The organism is Flintibacter sp. HCN-6482 (genome assembly GCF_037892565.1).
In the GTDB taxonomy this organism is placed as follows: Bacteria; Bacillota; Clostridia; order Oscillospirales; family Oscillospiraceae; genus Lawsonibacter; species Lawsonibacter aceti.
In genome coordinates this window covers 24781-49278 of sequence record NZ_JBBKBK010000006.1, presented here as the reverse complement: position 1 = coordinate 49278, position 24498 = coordinate 24781, and the positions used below count along the sequence as shown (strand labels likewise).

The 24498-nt window shown below is 51.8% G+C and carries 23 protein-coding genes and 3 tRNA genes; 12 read left to right on the top strand and 14 right to left on the bottom strand.

Features of this window, described 5'->3' with window-relative positions; genetic code table 11:
• Positions 1-130: 130 nt before the first annotated feature.
• The 6 genes from WKS99_RS13315 to WKS99_RS13290 all read right to left on the bottom strand — a co-directional run bounded on the left by WKS99_RS13315 (position 131) and on the right by WKS99_RS13290 (position 5953).
• Entirely contained in the window at positions 131-901 is a 771-nt protein-coding gene (locus tag WKS99_RS13315) for a helix-turn-helix domain-containing protein (RefSeq protein WP_147573393.1), read from the bottom strand.
• Between the two features lie 55 nt (positions 902-956).
• A complete protein-coding gene (gene larA, locus WKS99_RS13310) occupies positions 957-2243 on the bottom strand; it encodes a nickel-dependent lactate racemase (RefSeq protein WP_147573394.1) in 1287 nt (428 codons plus the stop codon).
• Between the two features lie 75 nt (positions 2244-2318).
• Complete coding sequence (locus tag WKS99_RS13305) at positions 2319-2810, bottom strand: pyridoxamine 5'-phosphate oxidase family protein (protein WP_262670543.1); 492 nt, start codon at positions 2808-2810, stop codon at positions 2319-2321.
• A 163-nt stretch (positions 2811-2973) separates the two neighbouring features.
• Positions 2974-4254 (bottom strand): TRAP transporter large permease, encoded by a 1281-nt coding sequence (locus WKS99_RS13300; protein ID WP_186853410.1) that lies wholly within the window; start codon positions 4252-4254, stop codon positions 2974-2976.
• Positions 4251-4748 (bottom strand): TRAP transporter small permease, encoded by a 498-nt coding sequence (locus tag WKS99_RS13295; RefSeq protein ID WP_340406481.1) that lies wholly within the window; start codon positions 4746-4748, stop codon positions 4251-4253. The genes WKS99_RS13300 and WKS99_RS13295 overlap by 4 nt, the downstream gene beginning before the upstream one ends.
• Before the next feature lie 143 nt (positions 4749-4891).
• The gene (locus tag WKS99_RS13290; RefSeq protein ID WP_147573398.1) at positions 4892-5953 is read right to left on the bottom strand and encodes a TRAP transporter substrate-binding protein; all 1062 of its coding nucleotides are present in this window, start codon (positions 5951-5953) and stop codon (positions 4892-4894) included.
• Between the two features lie 658 nt (positions 5954-6611).
• Here WKS99_RS13290 and WKS99_RS13285 point away from each other — a divergent pair.
• Together WKS99_RS13285 and WKS99_RS13280 are read left to right on the top strand one after the other, a co-directional pair.
• Complete coding sequence (locus tag WKS99_RS13285) at positions 6612-8273, top strand: M20/M25/M40 family metallo-hydrolase (RefSeq protein WP_340406478.1); 1662 nt, start codon at positions 6612-6614, stop codon at positions 8271-8273.
• A 73-nt stretch (positions 8274-8346) separates the two neighbouring features.
• Positions 8347-9018 (top strand): GntR family transcriptional regulator, encoded by a 672-nt coding sequence (locus WKS99_RS13280; protein WP_147573400.1) that lies wholly within the window; start codon positions 8347-8349, stop codon positions 9016-9018.
• Between the two features lie 303 nt (positions 9019-9321).
• On the opposite strand, the gene WKS99_RS13275 is transcribed toward WKS99_RS13280, so the two are convergent.
• The 6 genes from WKS99_RS13275 to WKS99_RS13250 form a co-directional block, all read right to left on the bottom strand.
• Entirely contained in the window at positions 9322-10137 is an 816-nt protein-coding gene (locus WKS99_RS13275) for a putative hydro-lyase (protein ID WP_147573401.1), read from the bottom strand.
• Between the two features lie 55 nt (positions 10138-10192).
• Positions 10193-11134: a 5-oxoprolinase subunit C family protein gene (locus WKS99_RS13270; RefSeq protein ID WP_147573402.1), complete on the bottom strand. Its 942-nt coding sequence runs from the start codon at positions 11132-11134 to the stop codon at positions 10193-10195.
• The gene (gene pxpB / locus WKS99_RS13265) at positions 11131-11868 is read right to left on the bottom strand and encodes a 5-oxoprolinase subunit PxpB (RefSeq protein WP_340406473.1); all 738 of its coding nucleotides are present in this window, start codon (positions 11866-11868) and stop codon (positions 11131-11133) included. The genes WKS99_RS13270 and pxpB overlap by 4 nt, the downstream gene beginning before the upstream one ends.
• A gap of 69 nt (positions 11869-11937) precedes the next feature.
• Positions 11938-13212, bottom strand: coding sequence for an NRAMP family divalent metal transporter (locus WKS99_RS13260; RefSeq protein ID WP_186853406.1), 1275 nt, complete (start codon positions 13210-13212; stop codon positions 11938-11940).
• A 52-nt stretch (positions 13213-13264) separates the two neighbouring features.
• A complete protein-coding gene (locus WKS99_RS13255; RefSeq protein WP_147573405.1) occupies positions 13265-14032 on the bottom strand; it encodes a LamB/YcsF family protein in 768 nt (255 codons plus the stop codon).
• Positions 14033-14426: 394 nt separating this feature from the next.
• Positions 14427-14502 (bottom strand) — tRNA-Val (locus tag WKS99_RS13250).
• Positions 14503-14675: 173 nt separating this feature from the next.
• Here WKS99_RS13250 and WKS99_RS13245 point away from each other — a divergent pair.
• On the top strand, positions 14676-16001 hold the full coding sequence (locus tag WKS99_RS13245) for a glucose-6-phosphate isomerase (RefSeq protein WP_340406471.1): 1326 nt from the start codon (positions 14676-14678) through the stop codon (positions 15999-16001).
• A gap of 113 nt (positions 16002-16114) precedes the next feature.
• A complete protein-coding gene (locus WKS99_RS13240; protein WP_147573407.1) occupies positions 16115-16525 on the top strand; it encodes a hypothetical protein in 411 nt (136 codons plus the stop codon).
• 353 nt (positions 16526-16878) lie between these two features.
• On the opposite strand, the gene WKS99_RS13235 is transcribed toward WKS99_RS13240, so the two are convergent.
• Together WKS99_RS13235 and WKS99_RS13230 are read right to left on the bottom strand one after the other, a co-directional pair.
• Positions 16879-16962, bottom strand: a tRNA-Tyr gene (locus WKS99_RS13235).
• Positions 16963-16971: 9 nt separating this feature from the next.
• Positions 16972-17047: transfer RNA gene (locus WKS99_RS13230), tRNA-Thr, on the bottom strand.
• Positions 17048-17370: 323 nt separating this feature from the next.
• Here WKS99_RS13230 and WKS99_RS13225 point away from each other — a divergent pair.
• From WKS99_RS13225 to WKS99_RS13190, 8 genes are all read left to right on the top strand, one after another.
• Complete coding sequence (locus WKS99_RS13225) at positions 17371-17604, top strand: hypothetical protein (RefSeq protein WP_262670485.1); 234 nt, start codon at positions 17371-17373, stop codon at positions 17602-17604.
• Complete coding sequence (locus WKS99_RS13220; protein WP_147573409.1) at positions 17585-17908, top strand: sigma-70 family RNA polymerase sigma factor; 324 nt, start codon at positions 17585-17587, stop codon at positions 17906-17908. Before WKS99_RS13225 ends, WKS99_RS13220 begins: the two co-directional genes overlap by 20 nt.
• Positions 17909-18017: 109 nt before the next feature.
• A complete protein-coding gene (locus WKS99_RS13215; RefSeq protein ID WP_186853402.1) occupies positions 18018-18680 on the top strand; it encodes an HAD family hydrolase in 663 nt (220 codons plus the stop codon).
• A 128-nt stretch (positions 18681-18808) separates the two neighbouring features.
• The gene (locus WKS99_RS13210) at positions 18809-19915 is read left to right on the top strand and encodes a DUF3048 domain-containing protein (RefSeq protein WP_147573411.1); all 1107 of its coding nucleotides are present in this window, start codon (positions 18809-18811) and stop codon (positions 19913-19915) included.
• 272 nt (positions 19916-20187) lie between these two features.
• Positions 20188-20325 carry a hypothetical protein gene (locus WKS99_RS13205; protein ID WP_186853400.1) on the top strand — a complete coding sequence of 46 codons (138 nt, stop codon included), beginning with the start codon at positions 20188-20190 and terminating at the stop codon, positions 20323-20325.
• A gap of 168 nt (positions 20326-20493) precedes the next feature.
• Positions 20494-21864 (top strand): magnesium transporter, encoded by a 1371-nt coding sequence (mgtE, locus tag WKS99_RS13200; protein ID WP_147573412.1) that lies wholly within the window; start codon positions 20494-20496, stop codon positions 21862-21864.
• 470 nt (positions 21865-22334) lie between these two features.
• Entirely contained in the window at positions 22335-23654 is a 1320-nt protein-coding gene (locus WKS99_RS13195) for a phosphoadenosine phosphosulfate reductase (protein ID WP_340406466.1), read from the top strand.
• On the top strand, positions 23644-24246 hold the full coding sequence (locus tag WKS99_RS13190; protein WP_240286617.1) for an IbrB-like domain-containing protein: 603 nt from the start codon (positions 23644-23646) through the stop codon (positions 24244-24246). The genes WKS99_RS13195 and WKS99_RS13190 overlap by 11 nt, the downstream gene beginning before the upstream one ends.
• Positions 24247-24498 lie beyond the last annotated feature (252 nt).

The window sequence follows — 24498 nt, the reverse complement described above, 5'->3', positions numbered from 1 at the left end:
ACGTCAATCCTTTCTATTCATTATTGTTTGGGTCTTAAGAAATTTCTTTAAACATGCTTCATTAACTTGGCCACATTGTATCATCTGAGGAAAAAGAAAGATTGTAAAAAGTGGACATATCATCCAGTCCCTAGACGACCAAGCCAACCTTGCTGCGGCATACCTGATTTAAAAAAGAACTTGGGGTCATAGAAGTATATTGTTTGAAGTCATGGATAAAGTGAGGCTGGTCGTAGTAGCCAAGATCAACAATGACATCCATTATATCGGTATACTCTAAATAAGTGATGGCAGTTTGGGCTCGAATGATATCAGAGTATTTTTTGAGCGAGAGGCCAAAATGGCATTTAAAAATGTTGCTGATATAACGTTGACTATATCCCAAGGTACTTGTCATGTCTGATACCTTCAAGGTGCCAGGGGAATTAACAATCAATTTGGCTACGCAGTTGGCGATTATATGGATTGGAACGGTCTGCTGTCTGTAGAAGAACCGGCGTGTAGCCTCAACCATACTGAGGAAGTCAGGCATCTCCCCCAATTCCTGCTCAAAGGAACCGGTATCAAGAAATTCAGAGAGCGGGATGCGATTGCCCACCAGAGAGGCAACATCCTGTTTCAAAAACTTAAAATGGATACCCGGCTGCAACTTCAGGCCAAAACAACGGCAGCAGGAACTGATGAGGGATTTTTTTCCCTGGAGAAAGCTCCCACATACATATCCACGGCAGACATTGCTCTCCCATGTGAATTGCAAATCGACACAGCCGTCAGGAATGGCAATAATATCAATTTTTTTAGGATTTTCCAGCAGATATGCCTTTTCAAAGACCGGATCATCCAGCAGGACTTCCTGATAGCCAATCTGATGGCGGTTGATATAAAATGTCTTGAAATTCACATATGTACCCCCCAGGTGATGTTCAGGCTACATAAACGCCCATAAAGGGTATAGGTTAATCTTCTAAAAGAGGAATCACTTCGCCGCCTTCTCCAATTATAAGGAGGAAAGGATCTTCAAATCTTTCTAGCGCCTGTTGCAGGGCCTGCTGTAAATTGGCTGGAGAACAATGGGACATTTGCCCACGCCGGCAATCTTCTGGCAGCAGGCCGTCAGTCACCAGCGTGACGTTTGAATGTCGAACTACTCGGCCCATACTCACACCTACCGCCATGGTAAGCAGATCCTCTCCAGTATTTTGGGAAGCAATGCGGTGGGAGAGAACCTCTGTTCCGTTTTCCAATGCCATATAATCCAGTATCTGGGGATGGGGTCCTACTCCTTCGGTACAGGCGGCCAAAAGAAGGAACTCGCCCCCCTTTGCGATCACACGAGTAGGACCATAGGCCGCTTTTCCACACTGCCAGAAATCGATGTCGATGGGGTAAGCAGAGGCCAGCACCACATCAGGCCGTTGCTTCAAAGATACACCGCACACAGCCTGGGCATAGGATACCGCCTTCCGGTGGGCATGGATATAATGCCCTGCTACTGCGCGATACAGATTCATATTCTCGTCCAACACGGTGTTGATAATGTAGTGTAAGCCTATATTTTTGGTCCACTCCTCCACTGCCAGACGAACAGGACATTCCACCATGCCTAGAAGCACTTCATCCCGAAGTCCCTGCATGACATGGAACTCAGAGACAATATCGGCAGAAGTAATACCAGGATAGAGGATCTTCGCGCCGCCTGACCAGCCCATACAGCCGTGTGGCACCACATTTCCAATGCCGATACGTATATCTGCCTCCATAGCTGGCTTATATACCCGGATCGGCGTGCCTAATTCGCTAGTGCCAACCTGGGTGAGCATATCGGGATTCTCAAATTCGCTGTTGAGAATTTGGTAGCGGTCCACAATATCCTGTCCGAATTTGGCTGCAATTTCCTCTTGTGTCATGGGCCGGTGGCTGCCCAGCGCAATGACAATAAAAATATCACGTCGAAGGATCCCAGCCCCTTCAATGCGGGGCAGGAGTTCCTGGAGTATGGTTCGGACAGGTGTCACGCGGGTATTGTCATCACTGATGATACAAACCCTTTGGCCAGGTCGAAGCAGGTTTTCGATCCGAGGCGCGCCGATAGGGTGGTCCAGCGCATCCCGAATCAGTCCGCCGTAATCAGTTACTTTTTCTGTCTGATTTAGTCGGGCATATTGAAATCGAATACCGTCCGGGATGCGGACAGTATAGCTCTTGTTTCCGCAGCGCAACGCAATACATCTGTCATCGTTCATAAGAAGCGTCCCCAATAACGGTAAAATTCAAATATGAACTGTGAAAGCTGTCGACCAAAGGTTCAGGAATACTTGTCAACAGTTCACTGGTCTCTTTTTTTGCTTGCCCCTGGCCTCCGCAATATCAACGCGCCAGACAGAGGTGGCGGCGAGGGTAGACTGTATGGCGTGGCTGAAGCCAGACATATGCTCAGGCATTAACTTTTCACACAGCAAACGCAGAGCTTCAATCATTTCCGCCTGGTCCGTGACCTCAACGGCGGTGCCAGTAACGATGGCAGACTGAAAATAGGTAGTATATGTGTTGGGCGCGACAAATTCCGGCTCGTCCCCCCCTACGAAAGTAATGCACACATTGGGGTTGGCGTGCAGCAGGTCCAGCTTTCTCCCTCCCGCCTTGGCGCAGTGGAAGTAGAGGCAGTTGCCATTTCGAACAAAGGAGAGGGGCAGACAATAGGGAAATGCCTCGCTGGTATGAATAGACATAACGCCATGAGAGCAGTGGTCAATCAAGGACAGCGCAAATTCTTCCCCCTGTTCCCGATCGCTTCTTCGCATTGGATACATAACAGCTCCTCCTCAAAACAGAAATATGTCACAGTGTCACAAAACCGCGTGGAATATTCTTTGTCCAGATTGGATGGAAACAAAGCCGGAGGAAAGCGCAGGGCAATCCAACAGCTTTGTTTCCACCAATCATACATGCGCAGGAGCACACATCAAACAGGTTTTAGGATAGCAGCCAGACTAGAGCCATCGAGATGGGTTCGATGTAGGCAATGAGCAGCAGGCAGACAAACATGGCGGCCAAGAATGGGATAGCAGCCTTAGAGACCTCCTCTATCTTCAGCTTTGCAACAGCGGAGGCCACAAACAGATTCACACCGTAGGGAGGTGTTACAAAACCGATGGCCAGCGCTACAGTCATCATAATGCCGAAGTGGACAGGGTCCATTCCCACAGCCTTAACCATGGGCAGGAACACAGGGGTCAGGATCAGGCAGGAGGAAATATTGTCTACAAAACATCCCACCACCAGCAGAATGACGATGATCAGAGCAATAATGGCGATCTTGGAGGAGACCGCGCTGAGGACCACATTGGCTACCTTGGCCGGGATCTGTTCCATGGTCAAATAGGCCGCGAAGGACATGGAGAACCCTAGCGCCAACCCTGTGAAGCCGTTCATATCGGCGGTGCTGCGGTAAGATTCGTATACAATCTTCCAAGTCAGCTCATGGTAAACAAATTTCCCTACGAACAGAGAATAAACAGTGGCAACCACCGCGGCCTCTGTGGGGGTAAAAATACCACCATAGATGCCTCCCAGAATAATGACGGGGGCCATCAGTGCGGGCAGGGAGTCCAAAAAGACCTTCAGGAAACTCTCATCGTTCTTGGTACGCTCAATTCCCTTATAACCGCGCTTTTTAGAAATAACCCAACAGACAATCATCAGGCCAATGCCAATCAGAATGCCTGGAATAAAGCCCGCCTTGAACATATCACCCACAGAGGTGCCGGAAGCAACGCCGTAGATCACAAAGGGGATAGACGGGGGGATGATGACGCCAATCGTACCAGCTGTGGCAGTCAAACCAGTGGAAAAAGCCCGGTCATAGCCCCGCTTTTCCATCTCTGGCAGCATGATGGAGCCCATGGCGGTCACAGTAGCAGGGCCGGAGCCAGAGATGGCCGCAAAAAACATACAGCCGATGACGGTAGCCATGCCCAAGCCACCGGTAAACTTACCCACCGCGGCGTCGGCAAGATTGACGATACGTCTGGCGATACCGCCCAGAGCCATCAAATTGCCCGCCAACATGAAGAAGGGAATGGCGATCAGCGTAAAGGAGTCCAGACCAGTAAACGCTTTCTGGGCCACCATCACAGGGCCAATGTTGCTGGTCAGGCAGATGGTCAGCGATGTGGCCACGCCCAGAGCGACGCCGATTGGCACACTCAGCATGATCAGCACAAAAAACACGCCAAACAGAAGCAGAATGTTCATTCAGCGGTCCCTCCTTCCACAGTTTTTTTGCCGATAAGACTCTTAATTGTTGTTTCGATCAGACGTATGCTCATGAGCACCATTCCGACAGGAATGGAGGCGTAACAAATCTGCATGGGAATACGCAGGGCAGTAGATTTCTGCCCAAAAGCGGCAATCGTCTGGACTGCGGCCATGCCTTGAATAAAGACAAAGACAGCGAAGCCGATCCAGATGGCAGTAACAAACAATTCAAGGATTTTCTGTCCTTTAGGGGAGAGGCGATCCTTTATCATGGTGATGCGGAGATGAGTGCCGTTGCGGGCAGCATAACTCACACCCAGCCAAGTCTGCCACACATAGAGATAGCGCACAGCCTCTTCAGACCAGGATGGCGCGTCTTTAAATAGGAAACGCATCACAACCTGATAGAAAATCAGGGCGGTGCTAAGCATCAAAGAAGGGACCAAAATATATTCCTCTAAATGATCCCAAATTTTAACCAAGGTTTTCATGTATTGAGCCCCCATAATAACGGCGTAGACAAGGAAATGCCTTTACCGAGTTCTGTTAATTGGCAAAGTGGGCGGGGATGCCTGCCGGCATCCCCGCCCGCAACAGGAGACATTACTCAAGTAATTTGCGATAATATATTTCTTTAATTATCTCGAATCTGAACCGCCATCTCGTAGATCTCAGGATCAATCATATTCTTGATGTCCTCTAGTTCCCAAACAGACTTGGTCGCCTCACGCATCTCTTCAACCATTGCGGCGTCGGGATGGATAAATTCCACCCCAGCCTCGGCCATAGTGGCTTCCAGTTCCTCTTCCATCTCCGTGTTCAAACGGCGCTGATTCTCCATCGCGTACTTTGACCCATCCTCTACGACCTTCTGCAAGTCAGCGGGCAGGCTCTGCCAAAACGCCTCGGAGAAAACCATAGCGTTGGCAGCATAGATGTGGCCGGTGTATGTATAGTAGGGCTGAACCTCATACAGTTTAGCAGTGTAGGTCAGCACTACGCCGTTGTCCTGCCCTTCAACAACGCCCTGGGACAGACCGGTGTACAACTCGGAGAAAGCCATGGGAGTAGGAGAAACTCCTAGTGCGTCGTAAGTAGCAATATTAACAGGGGACTCCATAACACGAATCTTCATATTCTTCATATCCGCCAGGGAAGTTATGGGGCGGACTTTATTGGAGATGTTGCGGAAAGCGTTTTCGCCGTAGGCCAGCAAACGCATACCGACATTGGGGAGGTTCTCGGCCAGTTTGGCGCCAAACTCACCGTCTAACTGCTCATAGGCATCTTCCTTGCTGCTGAAAAGGAAGGGCAAGTCACACACAGCATAATTGGGCTCAAAGTTGGCTAAAGTAGACATGGGTCCAAAAGAGCATTGCACTGTATTCAGCTGCAGGGCTTCAAACAGCTCACGGTCGCCACCCAAAACCGAATTGTTCTGTACATCTACCCGGATACGGCCGTTGGAGTTCTCCTCAACATAAGGCTTAAAATACTCTATCAGGGCGATACCGGAGGCAGAGTCGTCCTGAATGGTAGAACCGACAATCAAAGTAAATTCAGGATCAGAAGTGGTGCCGCTCGTTCCGCCAGCGTTGGAAGCGCTGGATGTGCTGGGTTTTTGGGTGTTGCCGCATGCAGCCAGACTCAGCATCATGGCACAGGCTAGAAGCATGGAAATGGTCTTTCTCTTCATTTTTGTTCATCCTCCTCATTACATTTAGATCGGTTTTGGTTGATATACACTCTGGGGAAGCTTCCGGCCCATAAACCCAAGGAAGGGGCAGATTTGGACGGCCTGTTTACATTGGACTGGATTCTCCCACAGAAAGTACGATGACAGGAAACATATCAGAATTGGTCTGACTATGCCACAATTCTGCGGCTTCATGAGGATGCCAAGGTATTAGAAAATATACTCTTTTCAAAAGGTAATTATGTAGTGTTCTGTAATATAGTGTTCTGTATACAAACATGTAGAATATAGCCAAAAATATCAGGGAAGTTCAAAAAGACAATAGCACAAACGACATTTATCTGTCAAGAGATAAAAAGATATCAAAAAATATTTTACTATTTCTGAAAAAATTATCCAAGATTTTTGTTTATAGTGTACAGCGATTAATGGTAACAGACTGGCAAAAATCATTTGTATTATATCAACAAAAAGATATTCGTATTTTCTTGCTATTTATCATAATCGTGATATTTGGGTTGACATTCAACTTTCTTTCAACTATAATATTTATGTTCTGTATACAAAGTACAAATGGCCAACTCTCAAACAAAGACATCAGGGTAATGTTTCTATTATATTCGTCCCATCTTTCTGGGACAAAGGAGGCATACCCGCCATGCAAAATTATCCTTTCTATGATGAGGCACTGGCCCTCACAAAAAAGCTGGTTTCCATTCCCAGCATGAATAACTCCGATGGTGGGGAGCGTGCGGTGGCTGATTATATGGCCGCCTGGATTCGTGAGCTCCCCTACTTTAAGGCACATCCGGATCAAGTCATCACCCAGCCCCTAAAGAACGACCCTTATGACCGCATCAACGTGGTCGCCATCGCTTTTGGTTCCCGTAGTAACAGCAACGAAACTATCATCCTCCACGGCCACCACGATACTGTGGGTATCGATGACTACGGCTCCATCAAGGAGTACGCCTTTGACTGCGACGCCCTGCCAGAGAAGATCAAGTCCATTACTAGCGACCCAGAGGTCCTGGCGGATATTGAGTCTGGAGAATGGATGTTTGGTCGCGGTTCTTCTGATATGAAATCGGGCGATGCGGTCAATATGGTGCTGATGCGGTATTTTACAGAACACCTGGATCAGTTTGATGGAAATTTGATCTTCATGACCAATCCTGTGGAAGAAAACCAGCATACCGGAATTATTGAGTCTCTAAATGTGCTGGAGGAGCTGAAGGCCAAGTATGGCTTAACCTACAAGATGGCCATGAACACCGACTTCATCTCCCCCGCCTTCCCCGGCGATACCGCCCACTACTTTCATGCCGGAGCGGTGGGAAAAATTCTGCCTTGCTTCTACATCATTGGTAAGCCCACCCATTCCGGTCAGGGCTTTGAGGGGTTTAGCGCCTCTATGGTAGCCGCTGAGATCACCCGGAACATAGATATGCGTGCCGAGTTCAGCGACGTTTACAACGGCGAGTTCGCTATGCCCCCCACGGTGCTGAAGATGAGGGACCTGAAGCCTTCCTACGACGTGCAGACCGCCTTCTCCGCTTTTGTGTACTTCAACTACTTCATCCATAATATGGAGATGGATGAGATTTTTGCCCGCCTGCGCAAGGTGGCCGAGGATGCCCTGAGCACTGTGGATACCTACACAGATGAGCAGAATAAGGTCTACTGCAAGATGACCGGTGCCGACTACTACAAGCGTGAGTACCAACTGAAGGTCATGGAATACAGTGAGCTGTATGAGAAGGCCAAGGCCCTCAAGCCTGACGTGGACGAGGATATCCGTGCGATCACCAAACAATCGCTTGAGGAAAACATGGACCGCCGCGAGCTGTGTCTGAAGATTGTAGAATATCTGGCAAATAATATTTTGAGTATTAATACACCCACAGTCATTTTGTTCCTGGCACCGCCCTACTGCCCCCGAAATACACTGAAGCGCGAAATTCCGGAGGAAGGCGCGTTGTTAGACAGCGTAGTCGATCTGCTGAATCAGTTGGGCCAGGAGATGGGCGAGGAGCTGAAGATGATGCAGTTCTTCCCAGTGCTCACTGACAGCAGCTATCTGAAGCTGGATGACACCGACACCTCTATCAAGACTCTGGTGGACAACTTCCCTGACATGAAGGGCCACTATGACGTGCCCCTGGACCAAATTAAGCGGCTGAATATCCCCGCCTTCAACTTCGGCTGTCACGGCAAGGACGCCCATAAGTGGACAGAGCGAGTCCATAAGGAGTATTCCTTCGGCAAATTACCCATTATTATGCTGCGCGTCTTGGAGAAATATCTTAACGAAAAATGATACCACCGCCTTGTCGGTAATATTCTGATCCCCAGTGCGTTTTTGGATACTAAGTTTAAGGAGCGAGTATTTCATGCTGGAACCCCTGAAGAAAAATATGAAACTGTCAGACAAGGCATATCATGTACTGAGAAACGCCATTGTCTACAATGAGCTGGCTCCTGATGATGTATTGACAGAGGAAAAACTTTGCGCGGAACTGTCAATCAGCCGCACTACCGTTCGGGTTGCACTTCACCGACTGGTAGACGACGGATTGGCTGAAGTGCGCGGAAAAAGTGTGACAGTCTCCCGTCTAACGGAGGAGGACGCGGCAAGCATTAATGTTATTCGCCGGCCAATGGAGCTTCTGACTATAAACGAGCTGAGGGGACGAGTCACCCCCATGCTGATTCGCAAATTGCGCAATAGTATTGAGGAACAGCAAAATTGCAAGATGGCCGATGCCGATGACTATATGTACTATATTCAGCAGGACTATGTCTTCCATACCGCGCTGGCAGAGGCGACCGGAAATCGCTTCCTTTGCGATGTGGTGGAACGGCTTAACACACACAGCACCCGCTGTCTGATACTCAGTACCACACTGCTTTCCTCCTATAAACCGGCTGTAGTTGAGCACACCGCCATTGTGGACGCCCTGGAACGAAAAGAATATGATCACGCCTATCAGGCAATGGATAACCATTTGCGGCAAATTGAGAAGAGGTACATCGACCGGACGGAGCGAAAGAAGTTAGAATAAATATTATTCAATTAAGAGGTAAGCTTTAAGATATCGTTCCGGAATATGAAACGAGAGCAGCAATCCATATCAGATTGCTGCTCTCGTTCTCTTATAACACTTCAAATTCATATTCTTCAGACTGAAAGAAAATTGCGTGATATGATTCAGAGCCTCCACAAAGGCGTTTGTCACAGATCCATTGAAGTAATTCAATGCTCTGTTATGTACTGCCGATGCAGGTTATTTGCGCTGCCTGATATTCCAAATCACAGGCAGCTCTTTCTCCAAATTATTTGAGGCAATCATGCCTTATACTCAGCTTCACTTGTTTTTTTCCAGATAATCGTTTAGCTCTGTGTTGAGGATATCGGTAATAAACATATGCCCAGGGGCATGTGTAATGACAACGGGTGGCTTCGCGTTCTCTACTGCAGCTTGAGGAGTGACTCCGCAGGGCCAAAATACCGGTATTTCTCCCTCCCGAATTTCGACAGGATCGCCGTAGTCTGGCTTCATCACATCCTTAACGCCTACCTTCTCAGGATCACCGATCTGGACCGGAGCACCGTGAACATTCGGCATTTTTACTGTAATGTCGTAGGCTACTTTGGCCTGTTCCGGGGTCATAGGGCGCATGGAGCACACCATGGGTCCTTCAAACGGTCCCGCCTTTACAGTCTGAATATTGGTCTTGTACATAGGCACATTGCAGCCCTGCTCAATATGACGCACGGGGAGGCCTGCGGCCATGAGCGCCTCCTCAAAGGAAAAGGAGCACCCGATTAGGAAGCCCACATACCCAGCCTTCCAGTATGCAGAGGCATCAGTCAGCTCCTTGGTGAACACCCCGTTCTCATACACTCGGTAACGGGGGATGTCGGTGACAATGTTTCCGCCCTGTCCCATGGCGTGGGTCTCTGGGGTGCCTCGAATGATTTCCAGCACTGGGCAGGGAAATGGGTTTTTCCGCGTGTACTCCTCAAAGTCGTCGGCGTACTCCGGAGGTAGGATCACCAAGTTAGCCTGGGCGTAGCCCCGGCACATACCGGCGGTAGGAAAGTCAATGACACCCTGACGAATTAACTGGCGGACTTCAGAGGGTTTCTTGTCTATATAAGGGGTAATGTCAAAGGCCATAATTATCATCCTTTCTGTCCTGTGGCCCCACCCGACAGAGGCAGGGCCACATTGATCACATATCCAGGGACCGGCGCAGGGTGCGCAGGGCAGCACGTTGGTTGAGGAGAGCCTCCTGCGCGGTCTGAATGGACACTCTCTCAAACTTCACCTTGTCCCCCGCCTTTATCTGGCTCAGGAGGCGGAAGTCGGCGGAGATCACGTTCGCGATCTTGGTATAGCCACCAGTGGTCTGACGGTCAGCCATCATGATGATGGGTTTCCCCTCCGTGGGCACCTGAATGGCTCCAAAGGCGATGCCATCAGAAATAATGTTGCCATCGGTAACATGCTGGATGGGCATTCCGTCCAAGCGGCAGCCCATACGGTCAAACTCATTGGTCACCGAGTAGGTTTCCCTCAGAAATGTGGCAATACCTGAGTCAGTAAACGCATCGTCCTGAGGTCCCATAACTACCCGCAGGGTGTACACGGGGTGTGGGATGAACTCTGGGTAGATATACCGCTCGGACAGGTTCTTAGGGATGCCGGGGGCCCGGAAGCCTATTACATCGTCCTTTTGAAGCTTTCTCCCCCCTAGGCCTCCGATCTTGGCCTTCAAGTAGGTGGAGCGGCTGCCCATGACCTCGGGAATGTCCAAACCTCCGGCAAAAGCGATGTAGGCCCGGCAACCTGTCTTAGGGGCCTGAAAACGGAGTGTCTGACCTGCCTGGACAGTTACCGCTCGATAAGTTGGTACCACCTGTCCATCTAGAGCGGCCATCAGGTCCCCGCCAGTGATGGCGATGGTGTTGGCTGCATCAAAGCGCAGCTGTGGGCCCAGCATAGTGCACTCCAGCACCGCTTCATCCTCCGGGTTTCCCACCAAAATATTAGCGACGGCCGCCGCTCGGGGGTCCATGACTCCGGAAACGGGCACGCCGAACTGCTGATAGCCAACGCGCCCCATGTCCTGCACCGTAGTTAACAAGCCGGGGTTCAATACCATGATGCTCATTGTCCCCCCTCCTTTCTGGGGTGGCGCTTGCACACATAGGTGCCCGCCGCCTCTTGGGCGGCGATGGTGTCAAACTCCGCCTGGGTAATGGAATAGAATTTGATGTACTCACCAGCCTTGGGGAGGATGGGCTCCGCCCGGTCCGGTTGGTACATACGCACCGGGGTCTTACCGATGAGCTGCCAGCCGCCTGGGGAGTCGATGGGGTACACGCCGGTCTGAGAACCCGCGATCCCCACTGACCCAGCGGGGATCTTCACCCGTGGTTGCTTCAGGCGGGGGGCAGCGATCTCCTCGCTCATGCCGCCCAGGTAGGTAAAGCCTGGGGTGAAGCCCAGCATATAGATGAGGTATTCGGTGGAGGTATGAATTTTGATGACCTCCTCCGGGGTTTTTTTGTTATGCTCTGCGACAAACTCCAGATCAGGCCCAGCTTCCCCGCCATAGAGGACAGGAATCTCCAGCACGTCGCTGGGGGGAATCTGAATGTTGGAAAGCTGGCCCATCAGCCCCTTGAGTTCCTTCACCAGGTCATCATAGAGAATGATGCCAGGATCGTAATGGACCATGAGGGAGCGGTAGGTGGGAACCGTCTCGGTAATGCCAGGGATCCTGCTCTCCTCCAGGGCAATGTTAAAGGCGCGGATCTGAGCGTTAATAGCCGGGCTAATCTCATTGCCGAACTCCACCGTCACAGAGGTATCCCCGGAGAGGAGAAATTTCACTTCAGCCATATACGGCTCCTTTCTGTTCCAGTCCGGCAAGCCCGCATAACGCAGGTTTTCCGGATATCTGTTATCCTCTTAGCCAAATAGCTGCAAAATATTGGGAACAGTCTGTATACCAGAGTACAAGGAGACAGCCACCACTACTACGCCCAGCACGATCAGCGGCATGGGGTGTTTGTACTCCTCACCCACAATACGCTTGCTGCGGCTGGCGATAAGCATGACACCCAAAGTAATAGGCAGAATCAGGCCATTAAAGGCGCCGGCGACAATCAAAAGCCCAGCGGCATTGCCCACAATCACCATCATCAGGGTGGAGAAGGCAATAAAGCCCACCACAAATTGCCGCTCATATTTAGCGATGAAGGGGTGCAGGGTTTTCAGGAACGAGACTGAGGTATATGCCGCGCCCACCACAGAGGACACGCCGGCGGAGAATAGGCACAGACCAAATAAGCGGTAACCAAAGTCACCGGCGGCCAGGCGAAATGCCTCGGCAGCGGGATTGCCGCCACTGGCAGCGTCAGTAATAATTTTAGCGTTTTCCGCCAGCCACTGGGAACCCTCCATGCAGGTGCCTAATACCGCCAGGAACAGCAGAATCCTCACGATGCCAGAGGTACCACAGCCTTGGATGACACTTTTACGTACATGGCCCACGTTCTCCGGGCCAGAGATACCAGCGTCCAGCAGGCGGTGCGCGCCTGAGAACGCGATGTAACCGCCACAGGATCCGCCCAATAGAGTGGTCAGCGCAGTAAACATCTTGTTATCCGGATTAAACAAATAGTCCACACGTGTCAGCCCATGGGCAACCTGGTCCATGGGGGGCTGAGAGATGATGGCCACCACCAGAACAGTGACAAGGATAACAGCAGCTAGAATCGTGGCTACCTTATCCATGATAGTTTTGGCATTCTTATTGATAAAAATGATGATCCCCAAACAGCCCGCAACAACGGCCCCTACCTTCTGGTCCAAACCGATCATGGCGTTGAATCCCAAGGCCACACCGCCTACGTTGCCTACGTTGAAAGCCAAACCGCCGATGGCCACCAAAATGGCGATGACCACGCCCAAACCAGGCAGCAGCTTGTTAGCTACATCCTGGGCGCGCATTTGGGAGACAGAAACCACAGACCAAATGTTCATCTGGGCGGTGATATCCATGACAATAGCCAGCACAATGACTAGGGCTAAAGCCGCTCCGTGCTGGGCGGTAAAGGTGGACGTCTGGGTTAGGAAGCCGGGGCCAATGGCCGAGGTGGCCATCAGGAAGGCGGCACCGAAGAGCACCGATCGGCTGGGTTTTGCCGAGGACTGATTCAGGATGTTAGGCTCCTTACTCATAATGTACCTCCCATGATATGAAATTTAGGGATTTCTCTCCTCATACACTCGGTCACACAATCTCAGCAATGGGGGCAATCTCCACCCCCTGGGCGCTGAGGGAGGCCCGGATGTTCTTGACAAATTCCACCGCAGAGGGGTTGTCACCGTGGACACAGATAGAGTGGGCGTCAATGGATACCTCCTCGCCGGTGATGGCGGTGACCTTGCCCTCAGTGACCATGCGGATGGTGCGGGCAATGGCCTCGTCCTTGTCATGGATCACCGCGCCAGGCTGTTTCCGGGGTACTAGGGAGCCGTCCGCCTGATAGGCTCGGTCGGCGAAAACCTCACTGGCTACCCGTAGGCCCATCTGCCTTCCAGCCTCCAGCATCTTGCTTCCCGCCAGCCCCATGAGAATGATATTTTTGTCCACCTCAACGATGGCCTCAGCAATGGCCAAGGACAGATCCATATCCTTGGCAGCCATATTGTACAAGGAGCCATGAGGCTTGCAGTGCTGCAACTTTACTCCGTGGGCCGCAGTGAACGCCATCAGCGCGCCCAACTGATACTGGATGTACGCTTTGACCTCTTTGGGAGAACACACCATGTTCCGGCGGCCAAAGCCCATAAGATCGGGGTAGCCGGGATGCGCGCCTACCGCCACGCCAGCAGATTTGGCGGCGGCCACCGTCTTGTCCATCACTAGAGGATCGCCGGCGTGATAGCCACAGGCCACATTGGCAGAGGATACATACTGGATAACCTCGCTGTCCAGGCCAATGGTATAGGCACCGAAACTCTCGCCCAAGTCGCTGTTCAGATCTACTTTGCACATAAACATACCTCCTTTTTTCTTAATATATATAAATTTAGCACAAAACCAGCATATAAGCAAGAGCTAAAAATGATGAATTTAAACTAATCTCGTTTTATTGTCCAAGGGCACAATTTAGGCAGGGCGTCTGTCTCGATCAGTGTTTCATCATCCGCTCTTTTCTTTTAACTTTTTCTTAAATTCTTTACCCAATTATATTAAAAAAATAGTGAATTCACTTAAAAACGAATCGTAGTCAAGATATGGACACCATTCAAAAAATTGTATCATCTTCATCTTAACATATGCAGTCATGGGGGCCCATAGCTGGCCAATAAAGTTATGGTAAGGCATACTACTTTTTAACAGACGCAAAGAAGCCCTGGCACCATTTTATGGTTCCAGGGCTTCTTGTTGGTGGACGATACAGGACTTGAACCTGTGACCTCCCGCACGTCAAGCGGATGCTCTACCAGCTGAGCTAATCGTCCAGACAGCGAAGATTATTATAACTGCTGTTCCCCTCCTTGTCAACCTATTTCCAAAGAATTTCCACAAATCTTTTTTTGGTATCCCGGTACCGGGAAAATTCTCTGTAAAAAGGAGACGAGCTGTGGTATAATTTGTTTTGTAGGATCTCATTTTCTCACAGGAGGAATACGATATGTTGAAATTGGACCTATCCAAGGTATCCCCCTTCCTGCCACAGGACTATGTGACCAGTCGGCAGGCCAAGCTTGAAAAAGCTGCCTCCATGTTGTCCAGCCACAGCGGACCTGGCGGCGAATTTACCGGCTGGGTGGACCTGCCCCGGGACTATGATAAAGAGGAATTTGCCCGCATCAAGGCCGCCGCGCGGAAGATCCAGCAACAGTCCCAGGTACTGGTGGTCATCGGGATCGGTGGTTCCTATCTGGGCGCCCGGGCCGTCATTGAGCTATTGGCCTCTCCCAACTATAATCTGAAGAAAAAGGACACGCCCGATATTTACTTTGCTGGCAATGGACTGTCTACTGACAGCTTGCTGGAGCTCATCGCCCTCATCGGTGACCGGGACTTTTCTGTCAACGTCATCTCTAAGTCTGGTACTACCACGGAACCAGCTGTGGCCTTCCGTATCTTCAAAGCCATGCTGGAGGAGAAATACGGCAAAGAGGGAGCCCGTGGGCGTATCTATGCCACTACAGATGCCCGCCGCGGCGCCCTGAAGGGGCTGGCCGACGCGGAAGGATATGAGAAGTTCGTTGTACCCGACGCGGTGGGAGGCCGGTATTCTGTCCTTACCGCCGTGGGTCTGCTGCCCATCGCCGCCGCCGGTATCGACATCGACGCCCTGATGGGCGGCGCCCGTCTGGCTATGGAGGAGCTCTCCGCGGGTGGGCCGGAAAACCCCGCCTGGCAGTACGCCGCCGCCCGGCACGGCCTGTATCAGGCCGGAAAGAAGGTAGAGCTACTGGCCTGCTACGAGCCTCCCTTCCGCTTCTTTGCCGAGTGGTGGAAGCAGCTGTACGGAGAGAGTGAGGGCAAGGAGGGCAAAGGCCTCTTCCCTGCCAGCGTAGAATTTACTGCCGACCTCCACTCCATGGGCCAATATATCCAGGAGGGAGAGCGGCTCATGTTTGAAACTGTAGTTAAGTTTGCCCCCAAGGGGCAATTCATCATCCCCAACGATCCGGACAACGTGGACGGCCTCAATTTCCTGTCTGGAAAGCCCCTCTCCTTTGTGGCGGAGCAGGCTATGCGAGGCACTATCCTGGCCCATGTAGACGGCGGCGTCCCCAATGTGCTGATCGAACTGCCCGCCATTGGTGAGGCCTCGGTGGGATATCTCATCTATTTCTTCGAGTATGTGTGCGGCCTGTCCGGTCATCTGCTAGAGGTCAACCCCTTTGACCAGCCCGGTGTGGAGGCATATAAAAAGAATATGTTTGCTCTTTTAGGCAAGCCCGGTTATGAGGACTTGAAAGCCCAGTTGGAGATGCGGCTCTAAGCTTGTCACAAAAAATTCACGATAATCCGGTTGAAAAACTGGGCGTGATATGGTAAAGTGTTATACAAGAACGGGGAGGTTCCCCACGTCAATTCGTTTAAGGAGTGATACACATGATTCGAGTTATCATGGGCAAGAAGGGCTCCGGCAAGACCAAGCAGATGATTGAGATGATCAATGCCGCCGCTCAGACCGAGCATGGCAATGTGATCTGCATCGAGAAAGGCAACAAGCTGACCCTGGATATCCATTACCACATTCGTCTGGTGGAAGCCAGCGACTATGATATCGGCAGCTATACTGCTTTGAAGGGCTTTATCAGCGGTATGTACGCCAGCAACTATGACATCACCCATATCTTTATCGACAGTCTGACCAAGATCGCAGGCGGCGAGTGCGACAATGAGACCGAGAATTTCCTGGATTGGCTGAATAAGTTTGGTGAGCAGCATAATATCAAATTCACCATCACCATCAGCGATGATGCTGATTTGGCTCCTGACGGCGTCAAAAAATATTTCTGAGTTCGGACAGGCAGCGCCCCGCGGGTTTTCCCCGCGGGGCGCTTTTATTTTCGAAGGTCCCTTTTTCCGGCCTTTTCCACACAAAAATATGGGAGGAAATAGTTGACACCAGAAGAAAAAAGGAGTATCCTATGTCCGAAATAGAACATATGTTCTATTTCGGATTGTTCTTATCAAGCTGGAAAGGACGGTCGGGCGCCATATCTTATACAGAAAAGGCCGCCCATGGGGCGGCCAGCAAAATCGAGTCTCAACGAAGCGGGTCCGTTTTGGAAAGGAGGAGCAGCAAAATGAACGCGCTCTGACTTTTTATAAAAAAGTCGGAGCAAACGATATGACCGTTTGCTCCGGCTTGGTGGAGGAGGGTGGATTCGAACCACCGAAGCTAACGCAACAGATTTACAGTCTGCCCCCTTTGGCCACTCGGGAACTCCTCCATATGAAATTGGAGCTGGTGGACGGATTCGAACCCCCGACCTGCTGATTACAAATCAGCTGCTCTACCAGCTGAGCTACACCAGCATCTCAGGTTTCTGTCCAGCAGCAAGTGGTATTTTACCAAAGGAACCGTCACTTGTCAAGCAGATTTCAAAAAAACTTTTCCAGGGCGGCTGTTTCTTTGCTCCAAAGACTACCAGACCTGGATATGAGGAGGAGAGGGCCACGACATATTCCCCAAACCGGCGGCTGCGTCCCCCGCTGGAGGACCGCCAGCAGGAGAGGGCACGCTGCCTGTGCGCTCTGTGCGGCGGGGAGCAATACCATTGGGACAGAGTCTGGCAGTGGCGCGGCAGATGGATCTGCCGCCTTTGCTGGGCCAGGCTGGAAAAAGAGGAGGAGATCACATGACGCTGATGGAACTGTCTGTCGAATACCGGGCCCATGCTCGGTCCCTGGACCTAAGGATCTGCCAACTGGAGTGCTGGCTGGAACGGACGCAGGACCCGGACGCCCGCAACCAGCTTCAGGAGCGGATCAAGCTGCTGGCCACCATGCTTCGGGAGGCCAGAGAGCTGGCCGTCCTTACCGAACGCTACTATGACAGGGGGTACCGCCGGAATGCCAAATACACGATATAGGAGGGGCAAGGTATACGCCGCTGACATGGCGGTGTATACCCGGCAGATGGCGGCGGACAACAGCCAGGAGGTCAGCCGCCTCAAGCGCAATCTGATCCGTGCCCTGAAAGAGGACGTGACCGCCAAGCAGCGGCAGGTCCTCCTGCTGTATTACGCCGAGGGGCTGAATATGCGGGAGATCGGTGAGCAGCTGGGGGTGGACAAATCCACTATTTCCCGGACCATCAAGCGGGGAGAGCGGCGGCTCCAACGCTGCCTGCGCTATGGGGCGGAGGCCTATTTGAAAAGCATGGACCAGGAGTAAGGGCCGCCCTCTTGTGGCTCCGCGGCCGCCTGTGTTATAATTGTGATCTCCTGTCTGGGGCCGCATGCCTCTAGGGGACAGGCTGACTAAATGGGAAAGAAGGGTAACAATGGTGCCGTATCAAGCCATATTTTTTGATTTTGACTACACTCTGGGAGATGCTACCCCCTCTATTCTGGCAGGCTTTGCCTACGGCCTGGACCAGCTCGGCTGGCCCGCCCCCGACGCGGATGAGATCCGTCGGACTGTTGGCTATCCTCTGGAGGAGTCCTATACCAAGCTCACCGGGGATCGTGACCCGATTCACCGCGAGCAGTTCCGCGCCTATTTCACCCAAGCAGCTCAGGCCCGCCAGAGGGAAGAAGCCGTCCTGCTGCCCGGCGCCACAGAACTGCTCCGCTGGCTGGGTCAGAAGGGCGTCAAGAGAGCCGTCGTCAGCACCAAGCGGGCGGACACTCTGCGGGGCATTCTGGAGCACAGGGGTGTGGCAAACCAGTTTGAGGTGGTACTCGGCGGCGACGATGTCTCCAACAGTAAGCCGGACCCCGAGGGGCTTCTGCTTGCTATGGAGCAATTGGAAGTCTCGGCCTCCCAGGTGCTATACTGTGGGGACACCGTTCTGGACGCGGAGGCGGCCCAGCGGGCCGGATGCCATTTTTCGGCAGTCCTCAACGGGACCACCCCAAGGCAGGATTTTTTCCCCTTTCCCCATGTCCATATCGCTCCGGACTTGTCAGAGCTGCTGGATTGGCTTAGAAAACAGGCCAGATGATCCTGTGGGGACGGCGGCATGGGCAGGACACTACCGCCCCTTTTGTTTATAGACAGGGTTGACAGCACCGCTGAAAAAACAGTATGATAAGCACAGCGATATATACAAAAACGCAAGGGGGACCAGCTATGACTGTGAAACGTATGGGCGCGCTTCTGCTGGCGGCCGCGTTGTCCGCCGCTCTGACATCCTGTGGAAAGCCGGCAGAGGACCCAGGCAGCGGTTCTGGAGGAGAGATATCCTCCCAGGAGCCTTCTGTCTCCGTCATCGCCCCGATAGATCCAGAACCGGAACCCGTCTATCCCTATCATAATCCCCTCACCGGAGAGGGGCTGGAGGAGGATATCAGCGGGCAGCGGCCCTTCGCGGTCATGCTCAACAATTTGTCAAAGGCTCTGCCACAACTCGGCGTATCCCAGGCCGACGTGATCTATGAGATTGTAGCTGAGGGCGGTATCACTCGGATGCTGGCCGTGTTCCAGGATATAGAGGGGGTGGGCGACCTGGGCAGCGTCCGTTCAGCCCGGGACTATTACGTCAGTCTGGCCTGCGGGCACGACGCTATCTACGTCCATGCCGGCGGCAGTCCCCAGGCCTATGACGCCCTTCAGGGCTGGGGGATGTCCTACATTGACTTTGTCAACGGGCCCTATGGCGATATGTGCTGGCGGGACCCAGGCCGGCGAAAGACTGCCGGTCTGGAGCATTCCCTGCTCACCTCCAGCGAGAAAATGCTGGATCAGCTGCCCAAGCGCATCGAGCGGGAACACGACCAAGACTTCCAGGTGGGCTGGAGTTTTTCCAAGGAGGCCCCCGCCGGCGATCAGCAGCATGCGACTTGGCTGACCGTTCCCTTCTCCCATTATAAGACGGGCCACTTCACCTACAATTCTGACAGCGGCCTGTATATGGTGGAGCAGCATATCAACGGCAAGGATATACCATATGTCGATGGCAGCACCGGCCAGGAGGTTGGCTTCCGCAACGTGCTTGTGCTGTACACTGACGTAGCCCAGATCAATGGCGACTCCGCGGGCCGGATGAAGGTACGCACCACCGGCAATGGGGAAGGTCTCCTCCTCCGGGACGGTATGCTCTATGAGATTACCTGGCAGCGGGACAGCCGAAATGACTGCTTGTCTTTCTTAGACCAGTCCGGGGCCCCGGTAAGCCTGGGCGTCGGGACCAGCTATATCAATCTGGTAGACACATCGGCCGAGGTCAGTTGGGGCTGACCTCTCTGTTCGGTTTTGGAGTGGTACCAAAAGAGAGGGGCTCCCATGCCGGCAGCCATGATAGGTCTGCAATCCAGGGCCGTCCGGCGGCAATCTGTCGGACGGCCCTTTTATGGAATAGATAATTTCCTGTTTTCCGGTATCTTCAAAGGAAAATTCCCTGGCGACCGCTTGCAAAGGATGTGCGTACAATGGTATAATGAAACAAAAATGGCGGTCATGTTTGACTGATGTCGTTTGATCCTCTCCCAAATGGTATTGGGAGGGAGTTTTTGTGCGGAAAGGAAGTGGGATCCAGCGTGGACGGTCGAAGTCGCCATCAGGACACAGAGATATGCTGCCACAGACAGCAGGCGGCGGGCTTGGCCGGGTTGATCCGGATGCTGGTCCGCCGCCGGAACAATGTTTAGCCAGGCCTTACGGTTCTGGCTTTGGTCTGTCCGTGCGCAGCCACAGGCGCTGAGATCATTTTGAAGATGATAAAGGGGCTTCTCCCCTATCTGTCAGTTTCAAAATGACCTCTGGCCTGTGGTTTTTTGTGCCCCACTTTCACATAAATTCGGAAAGGGGAGAGCCATATGCACGAAAACTATGACTTGGAGCTGCTGATGGAACTGGTCCGCCAAAAAAAGTTTCGCCAGTTGAAAGAAGCCCTGGGCCAGATGAATGAGGTAGACATCGCCGAGTTTTTGGATGAACTGGATGTAGAACAGGAGATCCTGGTCTTTCGCCTTCTGCCCAAAGACTTAGCCGCGGAGGTCTTCACCTATCTGGAGAATACCGAAGACCAAGAGAAGCTGATTGGCGCCCTCAGCGATAAGGAGCTTCGGGAGGTGCTGGACGAGCTGTTTCTGGACGACACGGTAGATATCATTGAGGATATGCCTGCTAATGTGGTGTCCCGTATTCTGCGGAATACCGATACCTCTACCCGCAGCCAGATCAATCAGCTTCTCAATTATCCCAAGGACTCCGCCGGTTCCATTATGACCACAGAGTTCGTATACCTCCATCCAGACGCCACAGTGGAGCAGTCCTTTGCCCGCATCCGCCGTGTCGGACTGGACAAGGAGACTGTGTATACCTGCTATGTTACCCAGAACCGTGTCCTGCTCGGCGTAGTCACCGTCAAGACTATGCTCTTGTCCGCCTATGAAACCCGTATTGGCGATATTATGGAAACCAATGTCCTCTCCGTGACCACCCATGAGGATAAAGAGGACGTCGCCCAGATGTTCTCCAAATATGGTCTGACCGCCCTGCCCGTGGTGGATGGCGAAGACCGCCTGGTGGGCATCATCACCGTTGACGACGCCATGGACGTCATTGAGGAGGAGACCACTGAGGACTTCGAAAAGATGGCGGCCATTCTGCCCTCTGACAAGCCCTATCTTCGTACCGGCGTCTTTGAGACCTGGAAATCCCGCATTCCATGGCTTATGCTGTTGATGCTGTCCGCCACCTTCACTGGCATCATCATCACCAGCTTTGAATCAGCCTTGAACGCCTGCGTGATCCTCACTTCTTTTATCCCCATGCTGTCTGGCACCGGGGGCAACTCCGGCTCTCAGTCTTCGGTGGCGGTAATCCGTGCCCTGTCCCTGGACGAGGTGGAGTTTTCCGATGTGCTCGCCGTTTTGTGGAAAGAGATCCGGGTGGCCGTGCTGTGCGGCGTCTGTCTGGGGGGCGCCAATTTCATTAAAATGATGGTGGTGGACCGCTGGCTTATGCACAATCCAGAGGTCACCCCTCTGGTGGCTCTGGTAGTCTGTCTGACTCTGATGTTGACCGTGGTTTGCGCCAAAATAGTAGGCTGTACTCTGCCTATGGCCGCCGAGAAAGTCGGCATCGACCCAGCAGTCATGGCTGCGCCTTTTATAACCACCATCGTGGACGCTCTATCCCTGCTCATCTATTTTGCTATCGCTACTCATGTGCTGGGCATATAAAGCGCAGTAAGGCAGCCGCAGGCCAGTCTGGCTTGCGGCTGCCTTTTTATTGTCCTGACTTTGAGATAGATAACGGCGCAAAATCATCTTTATCTTTCCCTTCATGGTTTGTGTCTTCAACCGCGATTATGGAATGCTTTGGACCGCCCGCTTTCTATACGAATTGTATTATTTATCCGCTTATTTTCTTTTTGTTATAAATCGGAAAGGACATTTTTTACAGGACTCCTATCGGAAAATATATTTTGTCCGCAGGATCTCTCTCCTCACACGGATATGGTATTGAAGAAAATTTTGGATGTGATACAATATATAGGAAATTACTCCAAAAAAAGGAACCCTTTTTCAGCAGGACAGTCCGCTTTTCGTCCATGTCTATGGATTTCGCCGCTTTCAGTTAGGAGATTCCATAGGTACCCGCTTCCCACAGTATCAGTAATGTTGTCATATTGTTAGATAGAGAGATTGATATGAAGCGAGAATACCTGGATCGGTCCGTCTACGACGCTGTTCAGGACCGGTTTGATTATCTGTTTCAGGAATTTGAGAACATCTATGTTTCCTTCAGCGGTGGCAAGGACAGCGGCCTGCTGCTAAATCTGCTGATGGACTATAAACGCGCTCATTATCCGCACCGGGTCATTGGCCTGTTCCACCAGGATTTTGAAGCCCAGTATACCGTAACAACCGAGTATGTCACACGGACCTTCGAGCGGCTGCTGCCGGAAGTAGCCCCCTACTGGGTCTGTCTTCCTATGGCCACCCGTACCGCCCTTTCTAGCTACGAGATGTTCTGGTATCCTTGGGATGATAGGCACCCTGAGCTTTGGGTGCGGCCTATGCCAAACTACCCCTATGTAATCAACATGGAGCGGCCCTTTAACCACTACCGCTATCGGATGCATCAGGAAGACCTGGCTAAACAGTTCGGCCGCTTTTACAAAGAGCAGCAAGGGGGTGGAAAAACGGTCTGCCTGTTGGGAATGCGAGCCAGCGAATCCCTGCAGCGGTATAGTGCCTTCCTCAATAAAAAATACGGATATAAGGGCGAGTGCTGGATATCCAAGCAGTTCAAGGATGTATGGTGCGCTTCCCCGCTTTACGACTGGACCAATAGCGATGTATGGGTAGCCAACGCTCGTTTCGGCTACGACTATAATCGACTTTACGACCTTTATTATCAGGCGGGGCTGAAAATCGACCAGATGCGTGTAGCTTCTCCTTTCAACGACTACTCCAAGGATGCGCTGAACCTGTACCGGGTAATTGATCCAGAGATCTGGACTAAGTTGGTAGGTCGGGTTAGAGGTGCCAATTTTGGCGCTATCTACAGCCGCACCAAGGCCATGGGTTACCGCAATATCTCTCTTCCTGAGGGCCATACATGGAAGTCCTATACTCTATTTTTATTGGATACCCTGCCAAGTCGGCTTCGGAACAACTATGTCAAAAAATTTAAGACCTCTATCCGATTCTGGCGTGAAACAGGGGGTGGCCTATCTGAAGAAACCATCCGGGAGCTTGAGGAACACGGGTATCAGATTCAAAGAAATGGCGTGTCCAACTATACATTGGACAAGAAGTCCCGTGTTATCTTTGCCGGGCCCATTCCGGACCATACAGATGATATTAAAAGCACCAAGGATGTACCCAGTTGGAAGAGGATGTGTTACTGCATCCTAAAAAATGACCATACCTGTCGCTTTATGGGCTTCGGGCTGACCCGCCAGGAGCAGAAACGCATCGACCTGATCAAACGAAAATATGGGGGGATCATGGATGATAATTGATGGATTTTCTAGCCCAGCATACCATATTATCGCTGTGCCCTTTGAAAAGATCGTCCCCAATACATACAATCCCAACAGCGTCGCTCCGCCGGAAATGAAACTTCTCTACCTTAGTATTTTGGAGGATGGCTATACCCAGCCTATCGTCTGCTATTATTCCAAAAAACAGGACTTGTACGCTATCGTGGATGGGTTCCATCGCTGGCGTATTATGAAGGAGCACCGGGACATTTATGAGCGGGAACACGGGATGTTGCCCGTAGCCGTGATTGATAAGCCGCTGTCTAATCGAATGGCCAGCACGATACGTCACAACCGAGCCAGAGGTTCTCATAACGTGGACCTGATGAGCAATATTATCAAAGAGCTACACGAGTTGGGGCGGTCAGATGCCTGGATCGCCCGCCACTTAGGTATGGATCGGGACGAGATCCTGCGGCTCAAGCAGATCACAGGTCTTGCCGCTCTGTTCCGAGACGTACACTTCGGTCAGGCGTGGCGACCTGTGGACGAGGATGAGGAGTCATTGTCTCCAGAGAACAGACCAACTGTACCCGCCCTGTCAGAGAACAACGAAAAGCAGCCAGTGTGAAACTTTTTTCCTTCACACGGAACGCACCAACGTAATGGTCCTATTTTTACGCACCGGTATTCAAGTTGTCTTGTGTGCCTTCTGCTTCTGGGTATAGCCCGCAGTATATTGATTGGTATTCCAAGCATCCATCTTCCCTCTTGCGGATCTTGCCCCCACCACTGCTTTCTTGTTTTCCATGGCAGCTTCCCGCGCTTGTAGATGTATGCAATACCATAACATCTAAAAATAGGATAAGTTTCTAAAATTATT

Coding starts and splice junctions, on each gene's coding strand:
- larA (WP_147573394.1), bottom strand. CDS start 2,243: ATGAACGATGACAGATGTATTGCGTTGCGCTGCGGAAACAAGAGCTAT.
- WKS99_RS13305 (WP_262670543.1), bottom strand. CDS start 2,810: ATGTATCCAATGCGAAGAAGCGATCGGGAACAGGGGGAAGAATTTGCG.
- WKS99_RS13300 (WP_186853410.1), bottom strand. CDS start 4,254: ATGAACATTCTGCTTCTGTTTGGCGTGTTTTTTGTGCTGATCATGCTG.
- WKS99_RS13295 (WP_340406481.1), bottom strand. CDS start 4,748: ATGAAAACCTTGGTTAAAATTTGGGATCATTTAGAGGAATATATTTTG.
- WKS99_RS13290 (WP_147573398.1), bottom strand. CDS start 5,953: ATGAAGAGAAAGACCATTTCCATGCTTCTAGCCTGTGCCATGATGCTG.
- WKS99_RS13285 (WP_340406478.1), top strand. CDS start 6,612: ATGCAAAATTATCCTTTCTATGATGAGGCACTGGCCCTCACAAAAAAG.
- WKS99_RS13280 (WP_147573400.1), top strand. CDS start 8,347: ATGCTGGAACCCCTGAAGAAAAATATGAAACTGTCAGACAAGGCATAT.
- WKS99_RS13275 (WP_147573401.1), bottom strand. CDS start 10,137: ATGGCCTTTGACATTACCCCTTATATAGACAAGAAACCCTCTGAAGTC.
- WKS99_RS13270 (WP_147573402.1), bottom strand. CDS start 11,134: ATGAGCATCATGGTATTGAACCCCGGCTTGTTAACTACGGTGCAGGAC.
- pxpB (WP_340406473.1), bottom strand. CDS start 11,868: ATGGCTGAAGTGAAATTTCTCCTCTCCGGGGATACCTCTGTGACGGTG.
- WKS99_RS13260 (WP_186853406.1), bottom strand. CDS start 13,212: ATGAGTAAGGAGCCTAACATCCTGAATCAGTCCTCGGCAAAACCCAGC.
- WKS99_RS13255 (WP_147573405.1), bottom strand. CDS start 14,032: ATGTGCAAAGTAGATCTGAACAGCGACTTGGGCGAGAGTTTCGGTGCC.
- WKS99_RS13245 (WP_340406471.1), top strand. CDS start 14,676: ATGTTGAAATTGGACCTATCCAAGGTATCCCCCTTCCTGCCACAGGAC.
- WKS99_RS13240 (WP_147573407.1), top strand. CDS start 16,115: ATGATTCGAGTTATCATGGGCAAGAAGGGCTCCGGCAAGACCAAGCAG.
- WKS99_RS13225 (WP_262670485.1), top strand. CDS start 17,371: ATGACGCTGATGGAACTGTCTGTCGAATACCGGGCCCATGCTCGGTCC.
- WKS99_RS13220 (WP_147573409.1), top strand. CDS start 17,585: ATGCCAAATACACGATATAGGAGGGGCAAGGTATACGCCGCTGACATG.
- WKS99_RS13215 (WP_186853402.1), top strand. CDS start 18,018: ATGGTGCCGTATCAAGCCATATTTTTTGATTTTGACTACACTCTGGGA.
- WKS99_RS13210 (WP_147573411.1), top strand. CDS start 18,809: ATGACTGTGAAACGTATGGGCGCGCTTCTGCTGGCGGCCGCGTTGTCC.
- mgtE (WP_147573412.1), top strand. CDS start 20,494: ATGCACGAAAACTATGACTTGGAGCTGCTGATGGAACTGGTCCGCCAA.
- WKS99_RS13195 (WP_340406466.1), top strand. CDS start 22,335: ATGAAGCGAGAATACCTGGATCGGTCCGTCTACGACGCTGTTCAGGAC.
- WKS99_RS13190 (WP_240286617.1), top strand. CDS start 23,644: ATGATAATTGATGGATTTTCTAGCCCAGCATACCATATTATCGCTGTG.